Annotated in this window: 16 protein-coding genes and 1 riboswitch; of the genes, 1 reads left to right on the top strand and 15 read right to left on the bottom strand. The window is 57.8% G+C overall.

The features are described 5' to 3' along the window. Positions 1 to 163: 163 nt before the first annotated feature. The 11 genes from H8699_RS12320 to H8699_RS12270 all read right to left on the bottom strand — a co-directional run bounded on the left by H8699_RS12320 (position 164) and on the right by H8699_RS12270 (position 10,850). A complete protein-coding gene (locus H8699_RS12320; RefSeq protein ID WP_249285942.1) occupies positions 164 to 664 on the bottom strand; it encodes an SEC-C metal-binding domain-containing protein in 501 nt (166 codons plus the stop codon). 38 nt (positions 665 to 702) lie between these two features. Continuing rightward, entirely contained in the window at positions 703 to 1,911 is a 1,209-nt protein-coding gene (locus H8699_RS12315) for an NADP-dependent isocitrate dehydrogenase (RefSeq protein WP_249285941.1), read from the bottom strand. Between the two features lie 86 nt (positions 1,912 to 1,997). Next, positions 1,998 to 3,194, bottom strand: a complete 1,197-nt coding sequence (locus H8699_RS12310; RefSeq protein WP_249285940.1) for a D-alanine--D-alanine ligase family protein — start codon at positions 3,192 to 3,194, stop codon at positions 1,998 to 2,000. Between the two features lie 27 nt (positions 3,195 to 3,221). Next, positions 3,222 to 4,877 carry a UDP-N-acetylmuramoyl-tripeptide--D-alanyl-D-alanine ligase gene (locus H8699_RS12305; protein ID WP_249285939.1) on the bottom strand — a complete coding sequence of 552 codons (1,656 nt, stop codon included), beginning with the start codon at positions 4,875 to 4,877 and terminating at the stop codon, positions 3,222 to 3,224. 3 nt (positions 4,878 to 4,880) lie between these two features. Continuing rightward, positions 4,881 to 5,666, bottom strand: coding sequence for an alpha/beta fold hydrolase (locus tag H8699_RS12300; RefSeq protein WP_249285938.1), 786 nt, complete (start codon positions 5,664 to 5,666; stop codon positions 4,881 to 4,883). 207 nt (positions 5,667 to 5,873) lie between these two features. Continuing rightward, a complete protein-coding gene (gene rimI / locus H8699_RS12295) occupies positions 5,874 to 6,326 on the bottom strand; it encodes a ribosomal protein S18-alanine N-acetyltransferase (RefSeq protein ID WP_249285937.1) in 453 nt (150 codons plus the stop codon). Next, the gene (gene tsaB / locus H8699_RS12290; protein ID WP_249285936.1) at positions 6,326 to 7,039 is read right to left on the bottom strand and encodes a tRNA (adenosine(37)-N6)-threonylcarbamoyltransferase complex dimerization subunit type 1 TsaB; all 714 of its coding nucleotides are present in this window, start codon (positions 7,037 to 7,039) and stop codon (positions 6,326 to 6,328) included. The genes rimI and tsaB overlap by 1 nt, the downstream gene beginning before the upstream one ends. A 19-nt stretch (positions 7,040 to 7,058) precedes the next feature. Continuing rightward, positions 7,059 to 7,481, bottom strand: a complete 423-nt coding sequence (tsaE, locus tag H8699_RS12285; RefSeq protein WP_249285935.1) for a tRNA (adenosine(37)-N6)-threonylcarbamoyltransferase complex ATPase subunit type 1 TsaE — start codon at positions 7,479 to 7,481, stop codon at positions 7,059 to 7,061. 38 nt (positions 7,482 to 7,519) lie between these two features. Beyond that, the gene (locus tag H8699_RS12280; protein ID WP_249285934.1) at positions 7,520 to 8,122 is read right to left on the bottom strand and encodes an ECF transporter S component; all 603 of its coding nucleotides are present in this window, start codon (positions 8,120 to 8,122) and stop codon (positions 7,520 to 7,522) included. A gap of 96 nt (positions 8,123 to 8,218) precedes the next feature. Then, a riboswitch (FMN riboswitch) is annotated at positions 8,219 to 8,350 on the bottom strand. A 57-nt stretch (positions 8,351 to 8,407) separates the two neighbouring features. Beyond that, complete coding sequence (locus H8699_RS12275) at positions 8,408 to 9,562, bottom strand: amidohydrolase (protein WP_249285933.1); 1,155 nt, start codon at positions 9,560 to 9,562, stop codon at positions 8,408 to 8,410. A 1-nt stretch (position 9,563) separates the two neighbouring features. Continuing rightward, complete coding sequence (locus tag H8699_RS12270; protein WP_249285932.1) at positions 9,564 to 10,850, bottom strand: galactokinase; 1,287 nt, start codon at positions 10,848 to 10,850, stop codon at positions 9,564 to 9,566. A 186-nt stretch (positions 10,851 to 11,036) separates the two neighbouring features. Between H8699_RS12270 and H8699_RS12265 the strand changes: the two genes are divergently transcribed. Continuing rightward, positions 11,037 to 12,575 (top strand): UDP-glucose--hexose-1-phosphate uridylyltransferase, encoded by a 1,539-nt coding sequence (locus H8699_RS12265; protein WP_249285931.1) that lies wholly within the window; start codon positions 11,037 to 11,039, stop codon positions 12,573 to 12,575. Positions 12,576 to 12,710: 135 nt separating this feature from the next. Here the strand turns inward: H8699_RS12265 and uvrA are convergent, their stop codons facing one another. From uvrA to H8699_RS12245, 4 genes are all read right to left on the bottom strand, one after another. Then, a complete protein-coding gene (gene uvrA, locus H8699_RS12260) occupies positions 12,711 to 15,533 on the bottom strand; it encodes an excinuclease ABC subunit UvrA (RefSeq protein WP_249285930.1) in 2,823 nt (940 codons plus the stop codon). 94 nt (positions 15,534 to 15,627) lie between these two features. Next, positions 15,628 to 16,032 (bottom strand): VOC family protein, encoded by a 405-nt coding sequence (locus H8699_RS12255; protein ID WP_249285929.1) that lies wholly within the window; start codon positions 16,030 to 16,032, stop codon positions 15,628 to 15,630. 98 nt (positions 16,033 to 16,130) lie between these two features. Further along, on the bottom strand, positions 16,131 to 18,164 hold the full coding sequence (gene uvrB / locus H8699_RS12250) for an excinuclease ABC subunit UvrB (protein WP_249285928.1): 2,034 nt from the start codon (positions 18,162 to 18,164) through the stop codon (positions 16,131 to 16,133). Positions 18,165 to 18,409: 245 nt separating this feature from the next. After that, a complete protein-coding gene (locus H8699_RS12245; RefSeq protein ID WP_249285927.1) occupies positions 18,410 to 19,414 on the bottom strand; it encodes an aldo/keto reductase in 1,005 nt (334 codons plus the stop codon). Positions 19,415 to 19,416: the final 2 nt, after the last annotated feature.

The following is a 19,416-nucleotide window of genomic DNA, read 5'->3' as shown; positions in this document are numbered from 1 at the left end:
TCCCTTTGCTTTCTTTGTGCACTTGGCAGACTACACTTTATTTTAGCAAAGGGAGTTTTCTTCTTCATCGCCATAGGCTCTTTTGAACCACGCGTCTAACGCGTGGTTTTCTTTACAAATAAAAAAGCGCCTCGTCGAGGCGCCTTTTGCTTTCCATCTGGAACTATGCGTTTTTACCGCAGCACTTTTTATATTTTTTGCCGCTGCCGCAGGGGCAAGGATCATTGCGGCCCACAGTCTTGGTGCTCACAGCGATATGGTCTTTGCGCCACTGGCGGGTGATCTCTTTGCGCTGCTGCTCGTCCAGCACATCCTCCCACTCGGGCAGGTTGTACAGCCAATCCGCTTTGGCTTCCATCATATTGTAGAACAGCTTTTCCCAATCCAGGTTCAGCTTGACCGGCGTATCGGCTTCCAGGGCCTCTACGTCCAGCTCGTCCACCAGGCTGGTCTTCATCCCATCGATAAACCCGCCCATGACGTCCATATCCATCTCTAGCTCTTGGGCAATGCTCTCGGGCGTGCCCTCCAGGCAGGGATTTTTCCCGGCCAATATCTTGGCATACGCGTCCCGCTCCTGATGCAGATAAGTCTGCCAGAAAACTTGCTGCTCCTGCTCGGTGCCGTTTTGGGCGCGGTCCATCCAGGTTTGATAAATACCCATTTCATCCAATCCTTTCGTCTTTAACGGAAATTTGTATCTTATTCGCCCGCCTCCATGGTGGCGCGCACTTCATCCAGGAACTGCATGGTGTTGACAGTCTTGATCGTATCCAGCTTGGCCAGCGCGGCCAGATCCTTGGTCATCACGCCGCTTTCAATGGTCTTGAGCGTCGCACGGTCCAAACGGTCGGCAAAAGCCTCTAATTCCGGAATATGATCCAGCTGACCGCGCTTGCGCAGCGCGCCCGTCCAAGCAAAGATCGTCGCCACCGAGTTGGTGGAGGTCTCCTCCCCTTTCAGGTGCCGGTAATAGTGCCGGGTGACCGTGCCGTGCGCCGCCTCATATTCATACTTGCCATCGGGCGAAACCAGCACCGAGGTCATCATGGCCAGGCTGCCAAAGGCGGTGGCCAGCATATCGCTCATCACGTCGCCATCATAGTTTTTACAGGCCCAGACAAAGCCGCCCTTAGAGCGGATCACGCGGGCTACCGCATCGTCGATCAGCGTATAGAAATACTCAATACCGGCCGCCTCGTACTGCGCCTTAAACTCGGCATCGTAGATCTCCTGGAAGATATCCTTAAACGTATGGTCATAAGTTTTAGAGATGGTATCCTTGGTGGAGAACCACAGATCCTGCTTTAGATCCAGCGCGTAGTTAAAACAGGCGCGGGCAAAGCTGGAGATCGACGCATCGGTATTGTGCATGCCCATCGCCACGCCGGGGCCCTTAAAATCGTGTACCGTCAGGGTCTGGCGGCTTCCATCCTCGCCGGTAAAGACCAACTCGACTTTGCCCGGGCCGGGAATATCCATCTCCGTGCTCTTATAGATATCGCCATAGGCATGGCGTGCGATGATGATGGGCTTTTCCCAGTTGGTCACGTTGGGCTTAATGCAGTCCACCATGATCGGCGCGCGGAATACCGTGCCGTCCAGCAGGGCGCGGATCGTACCGTTGGGACTGCGCCACATCTTCTTTAAGCCATATTCCTCCACGCGCTGGGCGTTAGGCGTAATGGTCGCGCACTTAACGGCTACGCCGTATTTTTGGGTCGCCAGGGCGGAATCCACCGTCACCTGGTCGTCCGTTTCGTCGCGGTGCTTCAGGCCCAGGTCGTAATACTCAGTCTTTAAATCAATATAGGGCTCCAGCAGCTTTTCTTTGATCGCCTGCCAGATGATCCGGGTCATCTCGTCGCCGTCCATCTCCACCAGCGGCGTTACCATCGCAATTTTTGCCATAACATGCTCCTTCTTTCGTTATGCACGCGCCCGCGCGTAAATTATCCGTTAGCATTATAGCAGCAAACCCTGAGACATTCAAGCGTTTAGCGTTTGCTTCCCTTTGCCCCGCCGCCCTGGCTCTGCAGCAGGGCCGATTGAAAGGCAAAGGCGTTTTTCGTCTTGATGGCAAAGCGCTCCTGCGCCAGCTCCACCAGGCGGTCGATCAACTGCCGGTAAGGCATGCCCTTGGGCTCCCACAGGTAAAAGGCAAAGGAACCCGGCAGGGTATTGATCTCATTGAGATAAATCTTTTCCTCGTCCAGGTCGATAATATAATCGATGCGGACCACCCCGCAGCAATCCAGCGCCGCGAAGGCCTGCAGCGAGATATCACGGATGCGCTGGGCCTGCTCGGGCGTGATCTCTGCGGGAATCTTGCGATCCAGCGAAGCCATGCCGCCTTTTCCGCCGGAGGATTTGGCGCCTTTTCCGCCCCGCATATACTTTTCCTCAAAGGTGAGGAATTCTTTCCAACTGACTGGCTCCTCCAGTTCCGACGTTTCGGCCCGGGCGCCGATGCCCAGCACCGAACAGTTCACCTCTTTTAGATGGTTCACGCCTTTTTCCGCCAGGATACGATGGTCGTAATGGATGGCCACTTCCACGGCCGCCTGCAAGCTGGCCCGGTCGCTTGCCTTGGAGATGCCGATGCTGGAACCCAGGTTGGCCGGTTTTACAAAGATGGGATAGGGCAGCGCTCCCTCGATACGATCCAGCACGCCCTCCCGGTCAAGCTCAAATTCTCCCCGGTCAAAGGCCACAGCGTCCAGTACGGGGATCCCATTATCGCGAAAAACGGACTTCATGACGATCTTATCCATCCCGCAGGCGCTCCCCAGTACGGCCGGGCCGACATAGGGGATATCCGCCAGCTCGAACAAGCCCTGCAGCGTGCCGTCCTCCCCGTGCATGCCGTGCATGGCCGGGATCGCCACATCGATGGGATAAGACTGAATCTTCTTTCCAAACGTACGCGTAACTTCTGCTTTTAGCGCCCTCTCGCCCGCTACGGGCGACAGCCAACAGGGCAACAATCCTTTCGTCTGCGGGTCAAAATGCTTAAAGGTCTCGATGTTGCGCAGCGCCTCTCCCGTAAACCAGGCGCCCTCTCGGGTGATATACACCGGGATCAGATCGTATTTCGCGGTGTCCGCGTTATCCATCAGCTGCAGCCCGGTAATGATGGAAACATCGTGCTCGGCCGAGCGGCCTCCGAAAAATACGGCAACTTGCTTTTTCATTGCTTTCAGGTCCCTTCTTATAAGCGGTTATTCGTTATAGTTATCCGGCAGGTCGTTTTCAAAAAGCACCACGTCGCCCGCACGGGTCAGCGTGCCCAGCAGCTGCGTCGCCTCCTCCAGGTTTGCCACGACCTTGATATTATCCTCATCAAACTTCTGGGCCAGTAGCCCTTCTACGATGGGGCGCGTGCGCTTCTCTCCGACCAAAATGGCGATATCCGCCGCGCTGGCCATCTGCTCGCCAAAGGCGCGGTTGAGCTTTGTTTCTTGCTCGCCCAATTCCACCATGCCCGGGGTGATGACGATATGCCGGCCCGGGAATTGTCCTAGAACCTCCATCGCCATCCTGGCTCCCGCAGGGTTGGCATTAAACGCATCGTCGATCACCGTCACGCCATTTGCGCCGGGGATAAGTTGTAGCCGGTGCTCTACCGGCTCTACTTTGGCGATACCCTTGGCAATCTCCTGCAGCGTCAGGCCCAGTTTTAACGCCATGGCCGCGCAGCCTACGATGTTTTGCACATTATGCCGCCCCAGCAGCTGGGTGGTACATTCTTCCTCCTGACCATCCTGCGTGCAAAGGGTAAAGCGGCTGCCCTCCGGGCCGAAGGAAAGATCTTTTGCCCAGACCAGGCGCCCCTCTCCCTCATCCACGCCGAACAGAGCTTTATCAAGCCCCTCTGTCGTAGTATAAAGGCGGGTGCAATGGGCGCCGTCATCCGGAAAAATAGCGATGCCGTTTTCCGGAAGCGCTTCCATCAACTCGTATTTGGTAGCCGCCACGTTTTCGATAGAGCCGAAGGTCTCCAAATGCTGCGGGCCGATGGAGGTCAAAAGCCCGTGCATAGGCTTTACCAGCTCGCACATCTCCTTGATGTCCCCCACATGGCGCGCGCCCATCTCCGCGATGAACACTTCGTGATCCGGCATCAGCTGTTCGCGGATCACCCGGGTCACACCCATGGGCGTATTGTAACTGGAAGGCGTCACCAAGACCCGGTATTTTTCGCCCAGGATGGTGCCTAGTATAAACTTGGTGCTGGTCTTGCCATAGGAACCGGTGATCCCGATGCGGATCAGCGCCTCATTCTCCAGAATATTGCGCTGCGCCTCTTTAAAGTACTTTTTGGCGATAGCCCTTTCGATGGGCTGCATGACCGCTGCAGCCAGCGCCACCCAGAAGGGCATCAGCAGCACCAGGGCATACAGTGCCAAACGCAGCGCCAGGAAGATGGCCGGCGCATTATAAAAGTACATAACGACCGTGGCCGCAGCCAAGACCAGCGCTTCCAGTACGACGATGGCCGCCACCAGGCGTTTGACCCTTGCGGTATAGACCAGCAGCTTTTTCGCCGGCTGTTTTTTCTGCTGCGACATAAAGATCAGGGCGCTGACGACCAACACTGCCGATACCGCGTAACCCCACCAGGCGGAAGCATCGGGCAGCTGATTGCGCAAAAAGGTATAGGCAGCGTCCACGATAGCGGCCGGAAGCGCCACCAAAAGGGTCGCTGTGTACAGCTTATTATCGTTTTGCTTGAACCAGCGGAAATAACCGGGCAGCTGATAGCTCTCCAGCTGAAGCATATGGATATAGCCTTTGGTACACCCCAGCGCCAGCAGGGCGGCCAGGATGATGATCACGGGCGAATACACCCAAGGGGATAGAAACATATCCAACATGAATCAACCTCTTTTCTCAAAATGAATATAGTTTTTAACGATCTTATCAAAATCGCCGAAGCGGTCCAAATAGGCAAAATGCCCTGCATTCTCCAACACCACCAGGCCCGCATCCGGGATTTCTTTCTCCATGATCTCGCCAAAGTACACCGGCGCATCCGTATCGTTACGCCCCCAGATCAGCAGTGCGGAGGCTTTGATCTGCTTAAGATAAGGCCGCAGGTCCTGATTGACCACTTTGACGAAGGTCGCGCGCATGCACTCGGGCAGCGCGCGGTAATCGCTGGAGCCCCCCCGCTTGGCAACGATCTTTTTTGCATCCACGCCCACGCCTTTAAGCAGCGCCGCCAGCGGCCTGCAGGCGGCCACACGCTTAAGCGCCTTATAAGAGTAAACTTTAAAGTAGTAGCGCCACGTCCGCTTGGGGATCAGCCCCGCGCTATCCACAAGTATGACCTTACCCACCCGTTCCGGCGCGGTGGCCGAGAGCAGGATGGTCACCCGGCCGCCGAAAGAGTGGCCCATCACATCTGTTTTTTCCAGGCCGATCTGGTCCATAAACCGGAGCAACATTGCCGTATAGTCCATCACATCCCACGGCTTAGGCGGTTGCGCGCTGGACCCGAACCCCGGGAAATCCAGCGCATAGACCTTGCGCCCCTGCGCCAGCGAGGGGATCACCGGGCCCCAGCTTTCGATCTGCCCGCCCCAGCCGTGAAGCAGCAGGATAGGCTCCCCTTCTCCAAAACTCTCGTAATGGATGCGAATATCATCAATATCGATAAACAAACCGATGCTCCTAACCTTCAGGTTTGCAAAGGGCAAATGCCCTCTACTACTTATTATCTATGGCCGCCCATAGTCGAAAATCACCGCGTCGTCGTAAACAAGACGAAATACAGGCGGCTGCTATTCAACTATTTTACCTTGTTTAGGCAAAAAAGAAAAGCCCGGCGCGCAGGTTTTGTTCCCTGCCGCGGGCTTTTATATTCGCGATCACAGCGCGGTATCGTTCAGCCAAAGCGTCATCAGCACCGCATCCTCGCCGTTTTCATAATAGTGCGGGCGCTTGCCGACATCCCTGAATTTCATCTGCCGGTAAAGGTTTCTGGCCGGCATGTTGGACTGACGCACCTCAAGAAAAACCACGCGCGCCGCCCGCTCCCGGGCAAAGGACATGATCTGTTCCATCAGCGCTTTGCCGATTCCCCGTCGCCGCGCACGGGGATGCACCGCCACATTGGTCACATGCACTTCGTCCAGGATCAGCCAACAGCCCGCATAGCCCAGGGGCCTGTGGGCCTCATCCTCCGCGACCCAGTAATGCGCGCGCTCGTTTTCCCACTCCTCCTGAAACATGTTAAGGCTCCATGGCGCCTCAAAGGCCGCTTCCTCTAAGGCATGCAGCGCCGCCACATCTTCCCCGGCCCAGGGCCTGATATGGACCATCACGCTTTTGCCCCCTCGCGCAGCCTGCGCGCGCGCTCCCTTTCCGCCTGTGAAAGGCGCAGATAAAGGGGCTGCAGCGCATCCTGATCCATGCTCTCGCCGCTATCGGCCATCTTTTCGGCAAGCACGGCGATGCTGGCCGCGCGCTGCAGCCGGATATGCGGCAGCGCCAGAATCGCCCGCTGACCCAGCAGTTCCTTGATCGCCGCTTCATTCGGCGCTACGCCATCCCCCAGCAATAGTACGTCCTGCGAAAAGGTCTCCCGCGTCAAATACGCCTGCAAAGATATGGCCTCCGGTTCGCCCACGCGCTGGATATGCCGGCCATCGCCCCGGTAGCGCGCCGCATAGACCTGTCCCCGCCGCGCATCCATCAGCGCCACCACATCGCCCACATGATGCGCCGCGTTCATGGCCAGGGCATCCAGCGTCATCACTCCGCAAACGGGTTTGCCGCAGGCATGGCCCAGGGCCTTCACTGTCGAGACCCCTATGCGCAGCCCGGTAAACGACCCCGGCCCTTTTGCCACGGCAAAAAGGTCCATATCCTTTATCGTCAGGCCGGATGCATCCAGCGCGGCCTCCACCATGGGCATCAGCATTTCCGAATGCGTCAGGTTCCGGTTGGTGGATTGCTCGCTGCGCAGGACGCCATCTTCCAGCACAGCTACGGAGCAAACCCTGGCCGAGGTATCCATTGCCAATATCCGCACGCTTCGTTCCGCCTTTCCTTTAGGGCCAAAGAACCGTGAGCACACGCGGCTCGTCTCCGGAACCCTCAATTTTAACCACGATGGTCTTATCATCCAGCAGTTCTTCCACCCGCTCCGGCCACTCGATCACCGTAACGCCGTCCGCCTGCATGATCTCGTCGATGCCGATATCCTCCGCCTCTTCGACTGAGGAGAGGCGGTATACGTCAAAGTGGTTGAGCGCCAAGTGCCCCTTATACTGGTGCAGCAAGGTAAAAGTGGGGCTGGTGACCGGGCGGGCGATGCCCAGCCCTCGCGCCAGGCCGCGGGTAAATGCCGTTTTCCCCGCGCCCAGGCCGCCGTAAAGGGCCAACACCTCTCCCCCAGTAAGCGCCTGTGCCAGGCGTGCGCCGATATCCTCGGTCTGCGCCTGATTATGGGATATAAACTCTTCCTTGCGCATGAATGAAACGATCCAATCCTTTCCAAATCCAAACTTGATCAGCGGTGCAAAATACCGCTCAGCCGCTTATACAGTACGCCGGTAAGCAGCGATACCAATACGGCCTTGATCAGGTTAAACGGCAGCACGCCGAAGATCACATAGGCCCCTAAAAAGCCCATCTGCCCCGCGCCCAGCGCGCCCGCGATGGGAACGGCGGCGGTGCTCATCCCGCTGAGCGCATCGCCCGGGAAGGCAACGGGGATCAAAATATAGTAATTGGCCAGCATGCCTACCACACCCATGCATAGCGCGCCTGCCGCCATGCCGATGATGGCGCGCTTTAAGGTCTTATGCTTTTTATAGATCATAGCGGCGGGCCAAACAAAGGCGATGCCCACCAGGAAGTTGGCCAGCTGCCCCGCGCCGCCAAAGGAGAGTCCCTTAGTCAGCATGTGCAAAAGGTTTTTGACCAGTTCAACACACACGCCCGCCACCGGCCCCAGTGAAAAGCCGGCCAGCAGCGCCGGAAGGTCGGATAGATCCATCTGCAGCCAGGGCGGAAAGAAAAATGCCACCGGGAATTCCAACAGCATCAGCACCCACGCGATGGCCGATAGCATACCGACCTTTGTCAACCATTTTACCTTGTCGTTCTTCATTGTCATTGCCTCCTTCTTTATAAAAAACGGGTTCCCGGAATGTCTCCAAGAACCCGAAGAAAGAAGCCCTGCAAAAGCAACGCCAATTTTCCATCAGGTTATCTTCTTTTTATCCAGACTGTCACTGTCGGCCCAGGAAATAAACCTGGTCAACCCCTGGCGCGGATGCGCCAAAGGCTCTCGGGCTTTACCGCCGGTCGGGAATAACACCCTGCCCTGAAGATATACCGGTATTTAATTCAAAGATTATTATACGCCATAATTTACAAAATGCAACCCCTATACTCAGCGTACTTTGCGCCCGTCTACAAATACAGCCAGCACTTTAGCCTGCAGCGAGAGGGGATGTGCGCTGAACAGCGCAAGATCCGCATCCTTGCCCGGCTCGATGGAGCCGACCCGGTCATCGATGCCGCACAGCCGCGCCGCATCGATGGTGATCGCACGCAGGGCCTGATCTTCGGGCAACCCCGCGCGCACGCAAAGCGCCGCCTGCACGGGCAAAAACTGCACTGGCGTCTCGGGATGGTCGCTCATCAGCGCAAAAGGCACACCGGCCTTTGCCAAGCGCGCCGGCGCCTCCAGCGACATGTTTTGCAGCTCAACTTTACCCTTTCCGCAAAGATAGGGGCCCAGGATCACCCGCGCGCCCACCTCTTTAAGCACGTCTGCCGCCAAATGCCCCTCTGTAGCGTGCTCCACCGTCATCTCCAGCCCAAATTCCCGGGCAATGCGCAGCGCGGTAAAAATATCGTCCCGCCGGTGCGCATGGGCTTTAACGGGCAGCTCCCCCCGCAGTGCATGACAGATGATCTCCAGCTTCAGGTCGCGCTCCGGGCGCTTATCGGGGTCTTCCTCCCCCTCCTCGAGCTTTTGCGCATATTCCTGCGCCGCGACTAAATTCTCCCGCAGCAGTGCGGCGGTGGCCATGCGGGTCACCGGGCTTTTTTCCTGATCCTGGTAGGTGCGCTTGGGGTTCTCGCCAAAGGCCACTTTGAGCGATTGCGGCGCTTTGAGCACCATCTCGTCCACATACCGCCCATAGGTTTTGAGCGCGGCGAACTGGCCGCCGATCACATTGGCGCTGCCCGGGCCGGTGACCACCGTGGTGATGCCCGCGTCCAGCGCATCGCAAAAGCTGGGGTCATCCGGATTAATACCGTCAATTGCGCGCAGATGCGGCGTGACTGGGTCGATATCCTCGTTCCCGTCCTCCCCTTCACGGCCCAGGTCGTCCTCGAACAGGCCGATATGGCAATGCGGATCTACAAAGCCGGGCAAAAGGTAAGCGCCGCCCGCGTCCAGCCGCTCGTCTCCGGCCGACACTTTGGGGTTCCCTTCTCCCACCGCCGCGATCTTGCCATCCTCTATGGCGACCCAGCCCGTTTCATAGGTCTTGCCCGCCATGGTCATGACCCTTGCATTTGTAATGAAGAACATCTTATGCCTCCGCCTTTAATTCCATAGCGCCCAGGTTGCGTACCCCCAGCCGCGTGCAACTGTGGGGGCCAAATACCTCGCTCATGGCGGCAATATAACCCTCTACCTCATCCAGCGGCACAAAAGCCTGTATGGTGCCGGCAAAGCCGCCGCCGTGTACCCGCCATGCGCCGCCCACCGGGCGCAGGTACCGCTCGCTCAACGCCAGCGCCAGGGGTAGCCCCTGCTCCAACCGCCCCGGCACCACGCAATTTTGCAGCAGCCGCCAGCTGCTCTGGCCCGAGGCGATCACCAAAGACAAAAAGGTCTGCACATCGCCCTCCCTCAGCGCCTGGGCCTGCCGGAGCACACGGGCGTTTTCATCAAAGAAATGCAGCGCGCGCAGGATGGGCCGCTCGCCGATCTTCTCACGCATTTGCGGGATGGCAGCCATAAAGTCCTCCACCGCCACCTGCCGTAAAAAGTCTTTCCCCATGAAGTTGGCCGCGGCTTTCATATCCTGGGGGATCGCCGCGTACGCGTCGGTCAGATCCGCATGGTCGCCGCCCGTGGCTACCACTACCAATGCATACCCGGCTTTTTCAAGATCATAGGCAATACGCTCCACTTTCGGCTTTTGAGGATCTTCAAAGTCGATCAGGCTCATGGATGCCAACGAACAGGCCATCTGGTCCATCAGACCGCTGGGCTTGCCGAAGTATACGTTCTCGGCATACTGGCCGATCTGCGCGCGGGCGATCCCGTCGATCTTCCCGCTGCAAAAGAGCTGATTCATGATTTCTACGATCAATACTTCAAAGGCAGCCGAGGAGCTAAGCCCCGAGCCGACCGGTACAGAGCTGGCCACCGTCGCGTCAAACCCGCCAAGGGTAAAACCCCGGTCGCACAGGTTGCGCGCAATGCCCCGTAGGATCGCCTGCGTGGTGCCGAAGGCCTTTTCATCGATCTCCAGCGCGTCCAGGCTGATTTCAAACGCCTCGGGAAAGCCTTCGGACACTACATTGATTTTGCGGTCCGCGCGCGGGGAAACCACGGCCAGAGTATCCACCGTTACCCCTGCCGCAAGCACCAGGCCATGGTTATGGTCGGTATGGTTGCCGGATACCTCAGTGCGCCCGCTGGCGCTAAACAACCGTATCTCCGGCGCCCCGGTGCGCTGCACATGCCGCTGCATCAACTGTCCATAACGCTCCAGCGCGCCCGCTGCATGCCCAGAGCCATAGAGCTGCGCCAATAAATCCTGCCCCGCGCTGGTACTAAGGTATTCCATCCACTTCCGATATTCCATCGTCCGCTCGCCCCTTACTCTATAATTAGGATCGCCCATCCCGCTCTATTACACGTTACATTTTCCCAGTAGAGCGCGGCTTTGTCAAGACAATCCCGCTCTTGTGTACAGGTGCGCCAGCGGGTATAATATGAAAGGGTTACTTGGCCCCTTTTAACAAGATGAAAAGCGAGGCGTAAATTTAAAATGGCATACGAAGTTTGGCCGGATGTGGAAAAGTTGCTGCATTATGCGATCCAATGCGGCCTTTTGGATGAGCAGGACCGAATCTGCGCGCAAAACCAGCTGCTGGATATCCTTCAGCTGCCCCAGCCAGGGGAGGCCGCGCAGGGCCCTCTGGATGGCGAAGATGTTTCTACCCTGTTGGGCCGTATCGTGGACGATGCGGCGGCGCGGGGCGTATGCGGGGATACCTACACCGAGCGTACTTTGCTGGATACCCGTATCATGGGCGTATTCTGCCCGCGGCCCAGCGAGGTGACCGCCCGGTTTTATGAGCTGTGGCAATCCCGCAACAGCCGTGCGGCGACGGACTGGTTTTATGATTTCTGCCGTAAGATCTACTACATCCGCACGGCGGAAGTCGCGCGCAGCATCGCCTGGACCAGCCCCAGCGACTATGGCGAGTTGCAGATCACCATCAACCTTTCCAAGCCTGAAAAGGATCCCAGGGAGGTTGCCAAGTTAAAGGATCTGGTTTCCACCAGTTATCCTAAATGCATGCTCTGCAAGGAAAACGTAGGGTACGCCGGGCGCTTGAACCATCCGGCCCGCCAGACGCTGCGCACCATCCCCCTGAAGTTGAACGGAGAGAACTGGTTTTTCCAGTATTCGCCTTATGTGTATTATAACGAGCACTGCATCGTGGTTTGTGATGAGCACCGGCCCATGAACGTATGCGCCGCCACTTTTCGCCGGCTGTTTGATTTCGTGGGCCAGTTCCCGCACTACTTTATCGGTTCCAATGCCGGGCTGCCCATCGTGGGCGGGTCTATCTTAGATCACGATCACTTCCAGGGCGGAAGGCACACCTTCCCCATGGAGAACGCCCCTGCCTGGGCGCGCCTGCGGGACGCGCAATACCCCGGCGTACGCATTGAGTTTATCCGCTGGCCCATGGCCGCCGTACGCCTGACCGGCCCCGGCCGCGACCAGGTGACCGCCATCGCGGAGCGGATCGCCCAAGCCTGGGAGGGTTATACGGATGAAAGCATTGGCGTTTTGGCGCAGACTGAGGGAACGCCGCACAATGCCATTACGCCCATCGCGCGCAAAAAGGGCGAAAACTGGCAGTTGGATATCGTGTTCCGCAACAACTTGACCAGCCCTGAGCACCCGCTGGGCAACTTCCACCCCCATGAAAAACTGCACCATATTAAACGGGAGAACATCGGCCTGATCGAGGTGATGGGGCTGTTTATCCTCCCGGGCCGGCTGCAAAAAGAGCTGGCCGCCGTGCAGGAGGTGCTGTGCGGCGCCGCTATCGCGCCGGAGGCAGCGCAGGAAGGGCATCCCCTTCACCTGCATTTGGATTGGCTGCATGAGCTGATCGCCCGTTATGGGCAAAACCTCAGCCCCGAGCAGGCGCAGGAGGTCATCCACAAAGAAGTGGGCCAAATCGGCCAGGAAATTCTGGCAGACGCGGGCGTGTTTAAGGATACGCCCGAAGGGCGCGCCGCCCAGCTGCGCTTTGCAAAGGCCTGCGGCCTGGAAGTGCTGGATTAAAACAATCTCAACAATAAAAGCCGTATGGATTTCTCCATACGGCTTTTTATATCGGCTTGCCCTTAGCGGCGCTAAACTTGAAGGAGCCAATCCGCGGGCAAAATAAGTTATCTGTATCTTATTCAGGTCTACAAGCTATTTCAGCACCCGCTTAAGGTACTGCCCGGTATAGCTGCCCTTGACTTTGGCGACCTCCTCCGGCGTACCGGTGGCCACGATGTTACCGCCTTTATCGCCGCCCTCCGGGCCCAAATCGATAATATGGTCGGCTACCTTGATCACATCCAGATTATGCTCGATGACGATAACGGTATTGCCGCCCTCGCAAAGGCGCTGCAGTACGTCCACCAGCCGTTCCACATCGGCCATGTGCAGCCCGGTAGTGGGCTCGTCCAGAATATAGACCGTGCGCCCGGTGGACTGGCGGCTAAGCTCGGTAGCCAGTTTGATGCGCTGGGCCTCGCCGCCGGAAAGCTGCGTAGAGGGCTGCCCCAGCTTGACATAGCCCAGGCCCACGTCCATCAGCGTTTGCAGCTTGCGCCGAATGCGCTGGTGGCTGGAGAAAAACGCCAACGCCTCCTCCACCGTCATCTCCAACACATCGTAGATATTTTTGCCCTTATAGCGCACCTCCAGCGTCTCCCGGTTATAGCGCTGGCCGCCGCATACCTCGCAGGGCACATAAATATCCGGCAAAAAGTGCATCTCGATCTTGATGATACCATCGCCCTTGCAGGCCTCGCACCGGCCGCCTTTAACGTTGAAACTGAAGCGGCCGTTTTTGTACCCGCGCATTTTCGCATCCGGCGTGCGGGCGTAGACATCCCGGATCATATCGAACACCCCGGTGTAGGTAGCCGGGTTAGAGCGGGGCGTGCGCCCGATGGGCGACTGGTCGATATCGATGATCTTGTCCAAATGCTCCAGCCCTTCGATATGGTCGTGCTTGCCCGGGCGGGTATGCGCCCGGTTCAGGTCCCGCGACAGGGCTTTGTTCAATATTTCGTTGACCAGGCTGCTCTTGCCCGAACCCGATACCCCCGTCACACAGGTAAAAAGGCCGATGGGGAACGCGACGTCCACGTTCTTCAGGTTATTGGCGTTGGCGCCCACCACCTTGAGCCAGTTCTTGCCAGGCTTGCGGCGCTGAAGCGGGATGGCGATCTGCCGCCGGCCCGCCAAGAAGTCCCCCGTCAGGGACTCGGGCGTATTTTTGATCTCCTCCAAGGTGCCCGCCGCCACGATTTTACCGCCGTGTGCGCCGGCGCCAGGGCCCACATCTACGATATAGTCGGCCTCCAGCATGGTTTCCTCATCGTGCTCCACCACCACCAAGGTATTGCCAATGTCCCGCAGATGCTTTAGCGTCTTGAGCAGTTTGGCGTTGTCTCGCTGGTGCAGGCCAATGCTGGGTTCATCCAAAATGTAGAGCACTCCCATCAGCGAGGAACCGATCTGGGTGGCCAGACGGATGCGCTGGGCCTCTCCGCCCGAAAGCGTCGCCGCCCCGCGGGAGAGTGTCAGGTAATTGAGCCCTACATCGTCCAAAAAGCCCAGCCGCGCGTCGATCTCCTTTAAGATACGCTCGGCGATCATCTGATGGGTGCGGCTCAGTTCCAATCCAGCAAAAAACCGGCGCGCATTGGTCACGGACATTTCCGAGAGCTGGGCGATGTTTTTGCCCCCCACCGTCACGGCCAGCACCTCCGACTTATAACGCTGGCCGTGGCAATCCGGACAGGGAATGGTCGCCATGTATTCCTCCAGCTCGGCCTTGGCCGCATCGGACTGTGTCTCGCGGTAGCGCCGCTCCAGATTGCCGATCACCCCCTCAAAGGTGGTGGAAAAAGTGCCCGTGCCGTAGCCCCGGTCATAGCTTACTTCGATCTTTTCATCCCCCGTGCCGTACAAGATCGCGTTTACTGCTTCCTCTGGCAAGTCTTTTATGGGCGTATCCAAGTCAAAGTGATAATGCTCGGCCAACCCTTTAAAGTACATGCCGGAGATCCCATCGTCCAGCCCGCCGACCCAGCCAGAGGCCTGCACCGCCCCTTGGGCCAGGCTTTTTTTTCGGTCAGGGATGACGATGTCCGGGTCGATCTTCATCAGCGTGCCCAGGCCCGTACAGGTCGGGCAGGCGCCGTAAGGGCTGTTAAAGGAGAACATGCGCGGCTCCAGCGCCTCGATACTGATACCGCAATCCGGGCAAGCGTAGTTGGCGCTGAAAAGCAGCTCCTCACCGTTCATCAGGTCTGCCAGTACCGTGCCGCCCGATAGCGCCATGGCATTTTCCAGAGAATCGGTCAGACGCTGCTGCATATTCGGGCGCACGATCAGCCTGTCCACCACGACCTCGATGGTATGCTTGCGCTTTTTGTCCAGCGCTATCTCCTCGCTGGCTTCCCGCAGCTCGCCATCGACCCGCACGCGCACATAACCGTTTTTGCGGATATCCTCCAGTACCTTGACGTGCTCGCCCTTTTTCCCGCGGATCACAGGAGCCAGCAGCTGCAGGCGCGTCCCCTCCGGCATGGCCTGAATCTGGTCTACCATCTGATCCACCGTCTGCTGGTGGATCTCCCGGCCGCACTTGGGACAGTGCGGGATGCCGATGCGCGCATACAGCAGACGGAAATAATCGTGTATTTCCGTTACCGTACCCACGGTAGAGCGCGGGTTGCGGCTGGTGGTTTTCTGGTCGATGGAGATCGCCGGGCTTAACCCATCGATATAGTCCACGTCCGGTTTTTCCATCTGCCCCAGAAACTGGCGCGCATAAGAGGAGAGCGACTCCACATACCGCCGCTGCCCTTCCGCATACAGCGTGTCAAACGCCAGGCTGCTCTTCCCCGAGCCGCTTAGGCCCGTAAAAACCACCAGTTTCTCCCGCGGGATCTCCAGATCCACATTCTGAAGGTTATGCTCCCGCGCGCCTTTGATGTAAATTGAATTGCGCAAATCCGATTCTCCTTTGAACTTCCGTTTTGATGAAAAAGATGGCAGGCCCGCTACACGATGGGGTCTGCCATCCTTATTACCGCTTGCCTTTCCCCTAGCAGGTGCGCTGCTTGGAGGTGGGCGACATCTGCATCAGCTCGATGCGGTTGCCGTCAGGATCCACGACCCAAGCCTGGATATTGCCGTCCCCGCCCATCTTGGGCTGGATGTCCAGCGCATATCCGGCTGCTTCGATCTGCTTAACGTACTCTTCCATGTTATCGACTTCCAGGCAAACATGAGCATAGGACTGGCCGGCTGCCGGCGCATCGCCGCTGCCGCCGTAGAAAAACTCAAAAAACTGGTTATCGCAGGCCTTGTAATACTCGATCCAGGGCTTGCCGTCCTTCTCGATCGTAAAACCATAGGTAAAGCCCAGCGCCTTGGTGTAGAACTTGACCGTCGCATCCATGTCCTTTACATTGAACCCCAGGTGACCGATAGCCGTGATCTTTGCCACTTTATTATCCCCCTTTTTATTGTTGCGGGCTTTAGCCCGTCTATCCCTATTTTAGCACGATACGGCCGCTAAATCCATCCCTCTGCCAAAAGTGCGGCTCAACTTCTCCGCCGGCGCCGGGGATTTTTAGCCGTCATGCGCCGGGTACCCTTGGGTACATCAGCCACCTTCCCATCTCGCTTTTCGCGCAGCTTAAACAACTGGTCGCGCAGTTTGGCCGCCTGCTCAAAGTCCAGCGCAGCGGCGGCCTGCAGCATCTGCTCTTCCAACTGGGCAAAGGCGGCCTCCATCTGCAGCAGGGTCATCTCCTGCTTCTCCTCCAGGGGCTTTGTGATCTCCAAAACGTCGTGCACCGCTTTTTGGATGGTCTGGGGCTGGATTCCGTGCTTCTCGTTAAAATCCATCTGTATCTTGCGGCGGCGGTTGGTCTCGTCGATGGCCCGGCGCATGGAATCGGTGATCTGATCGGCGTACATGATCACCCGGCCCTCCACGTTGCGCGCCGCGCGCCCTACCGTTTGCACCAGCGAAGTTTCAGAACGCAAGAAGCCCTCCTTATCCGCATCCAAAATGGCCACCAGCGCCACCTCCGGCAGGTCCAGTCCCTCCCGCAGCAGGTTGATGCCCACCAGCACGTCAAACTCGCCCGCGCGCAGGTCGCGGATGATCTCCATGCGCTCAATGGTCTCGATATCGCTGTGGAGATAGCGCACCTTGACCTGCATCTCCACTAAATAATCGGTCAGCCGTTCGGCCATCTTCTTGGTCAGCGTGGTAACCAAAATCCTGAAGCCCTGCTTTGTCACCTCGCGTATTTCGCCCAACAGATCGTCCACCTGGCCGGACACGGGGCGGATGATGATCTCCGGGTCGAGCAGGCCCGTGGGGCGGATGATCTGTTCCACGATCTGCTTTTCACGGCTAAGTTCATAGGGGCCGGGCGTAGCGCTGACAAAGATAGTCTGCCCCATGCGCCGCTCAAATTCCTCAAATTTCAGGGGCCGGTTATCAAAGGCAGCCGGCAGCCGGAACCCATAATCCACCAGCGAAGTCTTGCGCGAACGATCCCCTGCGTACATGGCGCGGATCTGCGGGATGGTCACGTGGCTTTCGTCGATCATCAGCAAATAATCTTTGGGGAAATAATCCAGCAGCGTAAAGGGCGGCTCTCCCGGCTGGCGGCCGTCAAAATAGCGCGTATAGTTTTCGATGCCCGAGCAATAGCCAATCTCGCGGATCATCTCCAAATCGTAGTTCGTGCGCTGTTCCAACCGCTGGGCTTCCAGCAACCTGTCCTGCTCCCGCAGCAGCTTCAAGCGCTCCTGCAGGTCCCGCTCGATATCCAAAAGGCCCTGCTCGGTGGCCTCCTCCGCCACTACATAGTGGGTGGCCGGGAAGATGGCGATATGCGCCCGCTGGGCCAGCACCTCGCCGGTCACCACGCTGATTTCGGTAATGCGCTCGATCTCATCGCCAAAAAACTCTACGCGGATCGCCTGCTCAGAGGCGTTGGCGGGAAAGATCTCCACCACGTCGCCGTGGACGCGGAAAGTGCCGCGCACAAAGTCCACATCGTTGCGCTCATACTGAATCTCCACCAGGCGCTTGAGCACCTCTTCCCGGGATTTGACCATCCCCGGGCGCAGGGAAATACTCTGGCGAAGGTATTCCTCCGGATCGCCCAGGGCGTAAATGCAGCTGACTGAGGCCACGATAATCACATCCCGCCGCTCCTGGAGGGCGGAAGTGGCGCTGTGGCGCATCTTATCGATCTCATCGTTGATGGAGGAATCCTTTTCGATATAGGTATCAGACGAGGGGATATAGGCCTCCGGCTGATAATAATCGTAATAACTAACGAAGTATTCCACCGCGCTGTCCGGAAAAAACTCTTTGAATTCGCTGCACAGCTGGGCCGCCAGCGTTTTATTATGGGCAATGACCAGCGTAGGCCGCTGCACCCGCTCGATGACGTTGGCCATGGTAAAGGTCTTGCCCGAGCCCGTTACGCCCAGCAGCACCTGATCCTGATACCCTTGGTTCAATCCCTCAACCAGCTTATCGATCGCCTGGGGCTGATCGCCCTGCGGGCTGTAGGGCGACACCAATTTGAATTTGCCTTCTTCGCGCATGTTCACTCTCCATCCCAATGGCTGTTTCTCATCGCTTATCTGCTCATCTGCAACGCGTTCTCCTTCATCATACCACTATTAAAAAAGTCCTTCCACTGGAAATATTATAAAAGCGAACGCTGCAGCGAAAAATAGCACAAAAGGTCATATTTGCCAGCGTGTCCAAACTTATACGCGGCTTCTCCGTTGCCCTGTACAATAAAACGAGCCCGGCGCATATCTGCACGCCGGGCTCTAAAATACGCCTATTTACCCGTCAGCTTTTCCTGATCCTCGGGGTACCGCGCCCCGACGATCCTGATCCGGCTCAGCGCCGCATCCAACCGCGCCCACTCCGCTGCGGACAGGTTCAACTGGGCTGCGCCTATATTCTCCTGCAGCCGTTCGCGCTTTTTGGTACCCGGGATCGGCACGATCCACGGCTTTTGCTTGAGCAGCCAGGCTAGCGCGACGCGCGCGGGCGTGGTCTCCCTTTCGGCAGCCAGCGCGGTGATCTCCTCCATCAGGGCCAGATTAGCCGCCAAGTTTTCCTCGGCAAACCTGGGGATGCTGTTGCGGAAGTCGTTTGCTTCAAATTTTGCGTTCTGATCAAAGCGTCCGGTTAAAAAGCCCTTACCCAGCGGGCTGAAGGGCACAAACCCGATCTCCAACGCTTCTAGCAGCGGCAAAATCTCCTTTTCCGGTTCCCGATACCACATGGAGTATTCGCTTTGCACCGCAGTCAACGGGCAGACGGCATGGGCGCGGCGAATGGTTGATGCCCCGGCTTCTGATAGGCCCCAACCGCGCACTTTACCCTCCTTGATCAGCTGGCCTACGGTATCGGCCACCATTTCGATGGGCACCTCAGGGTCCACCCGGTGCTGATACAGCAGATCGATATGGTCGGTCCGCAACCGTTTGAGCGACCCTTCCACCGCCAGGCGGATGGTTTGCGGGCGGCTGTCCAGCCCCGTAGGCTTGCCACTTGCCCCGCGCGCCCCGCCATGCAGGTCAAACCCAAATTTGGTGGCGAGCACCACCTCATTGCGTAACGGTTCTAACGCCTCCCCTACCAGTTCTTCATTGGTGAAAGGGCCGTAGACTTCTGCCGTATCAAAAAATGTGACGCCCATCTCCACCGCCTGGCGCAGCAGCCGGATCGACTCGCTGCGCTCCGGAAAGGGCGGATAGCTCTGCGTCAGCCCCATACAGCCAAAGCCGATGGCCGATACTTCCAACTTATTTTTTCCTAAAGTTCGTTTTTGCACGC

Origin of the sequence: Luoshenia tenuis, from assembly GCF_014384745.1 — a bacterium.
GTDB lineage: Bacteria > Bacillota > Clostridia > Christensenellales.
The sequence above is the reverse complement of the archived record's forward strand: the minus strand, read 5'-3'. Positions and strand labels throughout refer to the sequence as shown.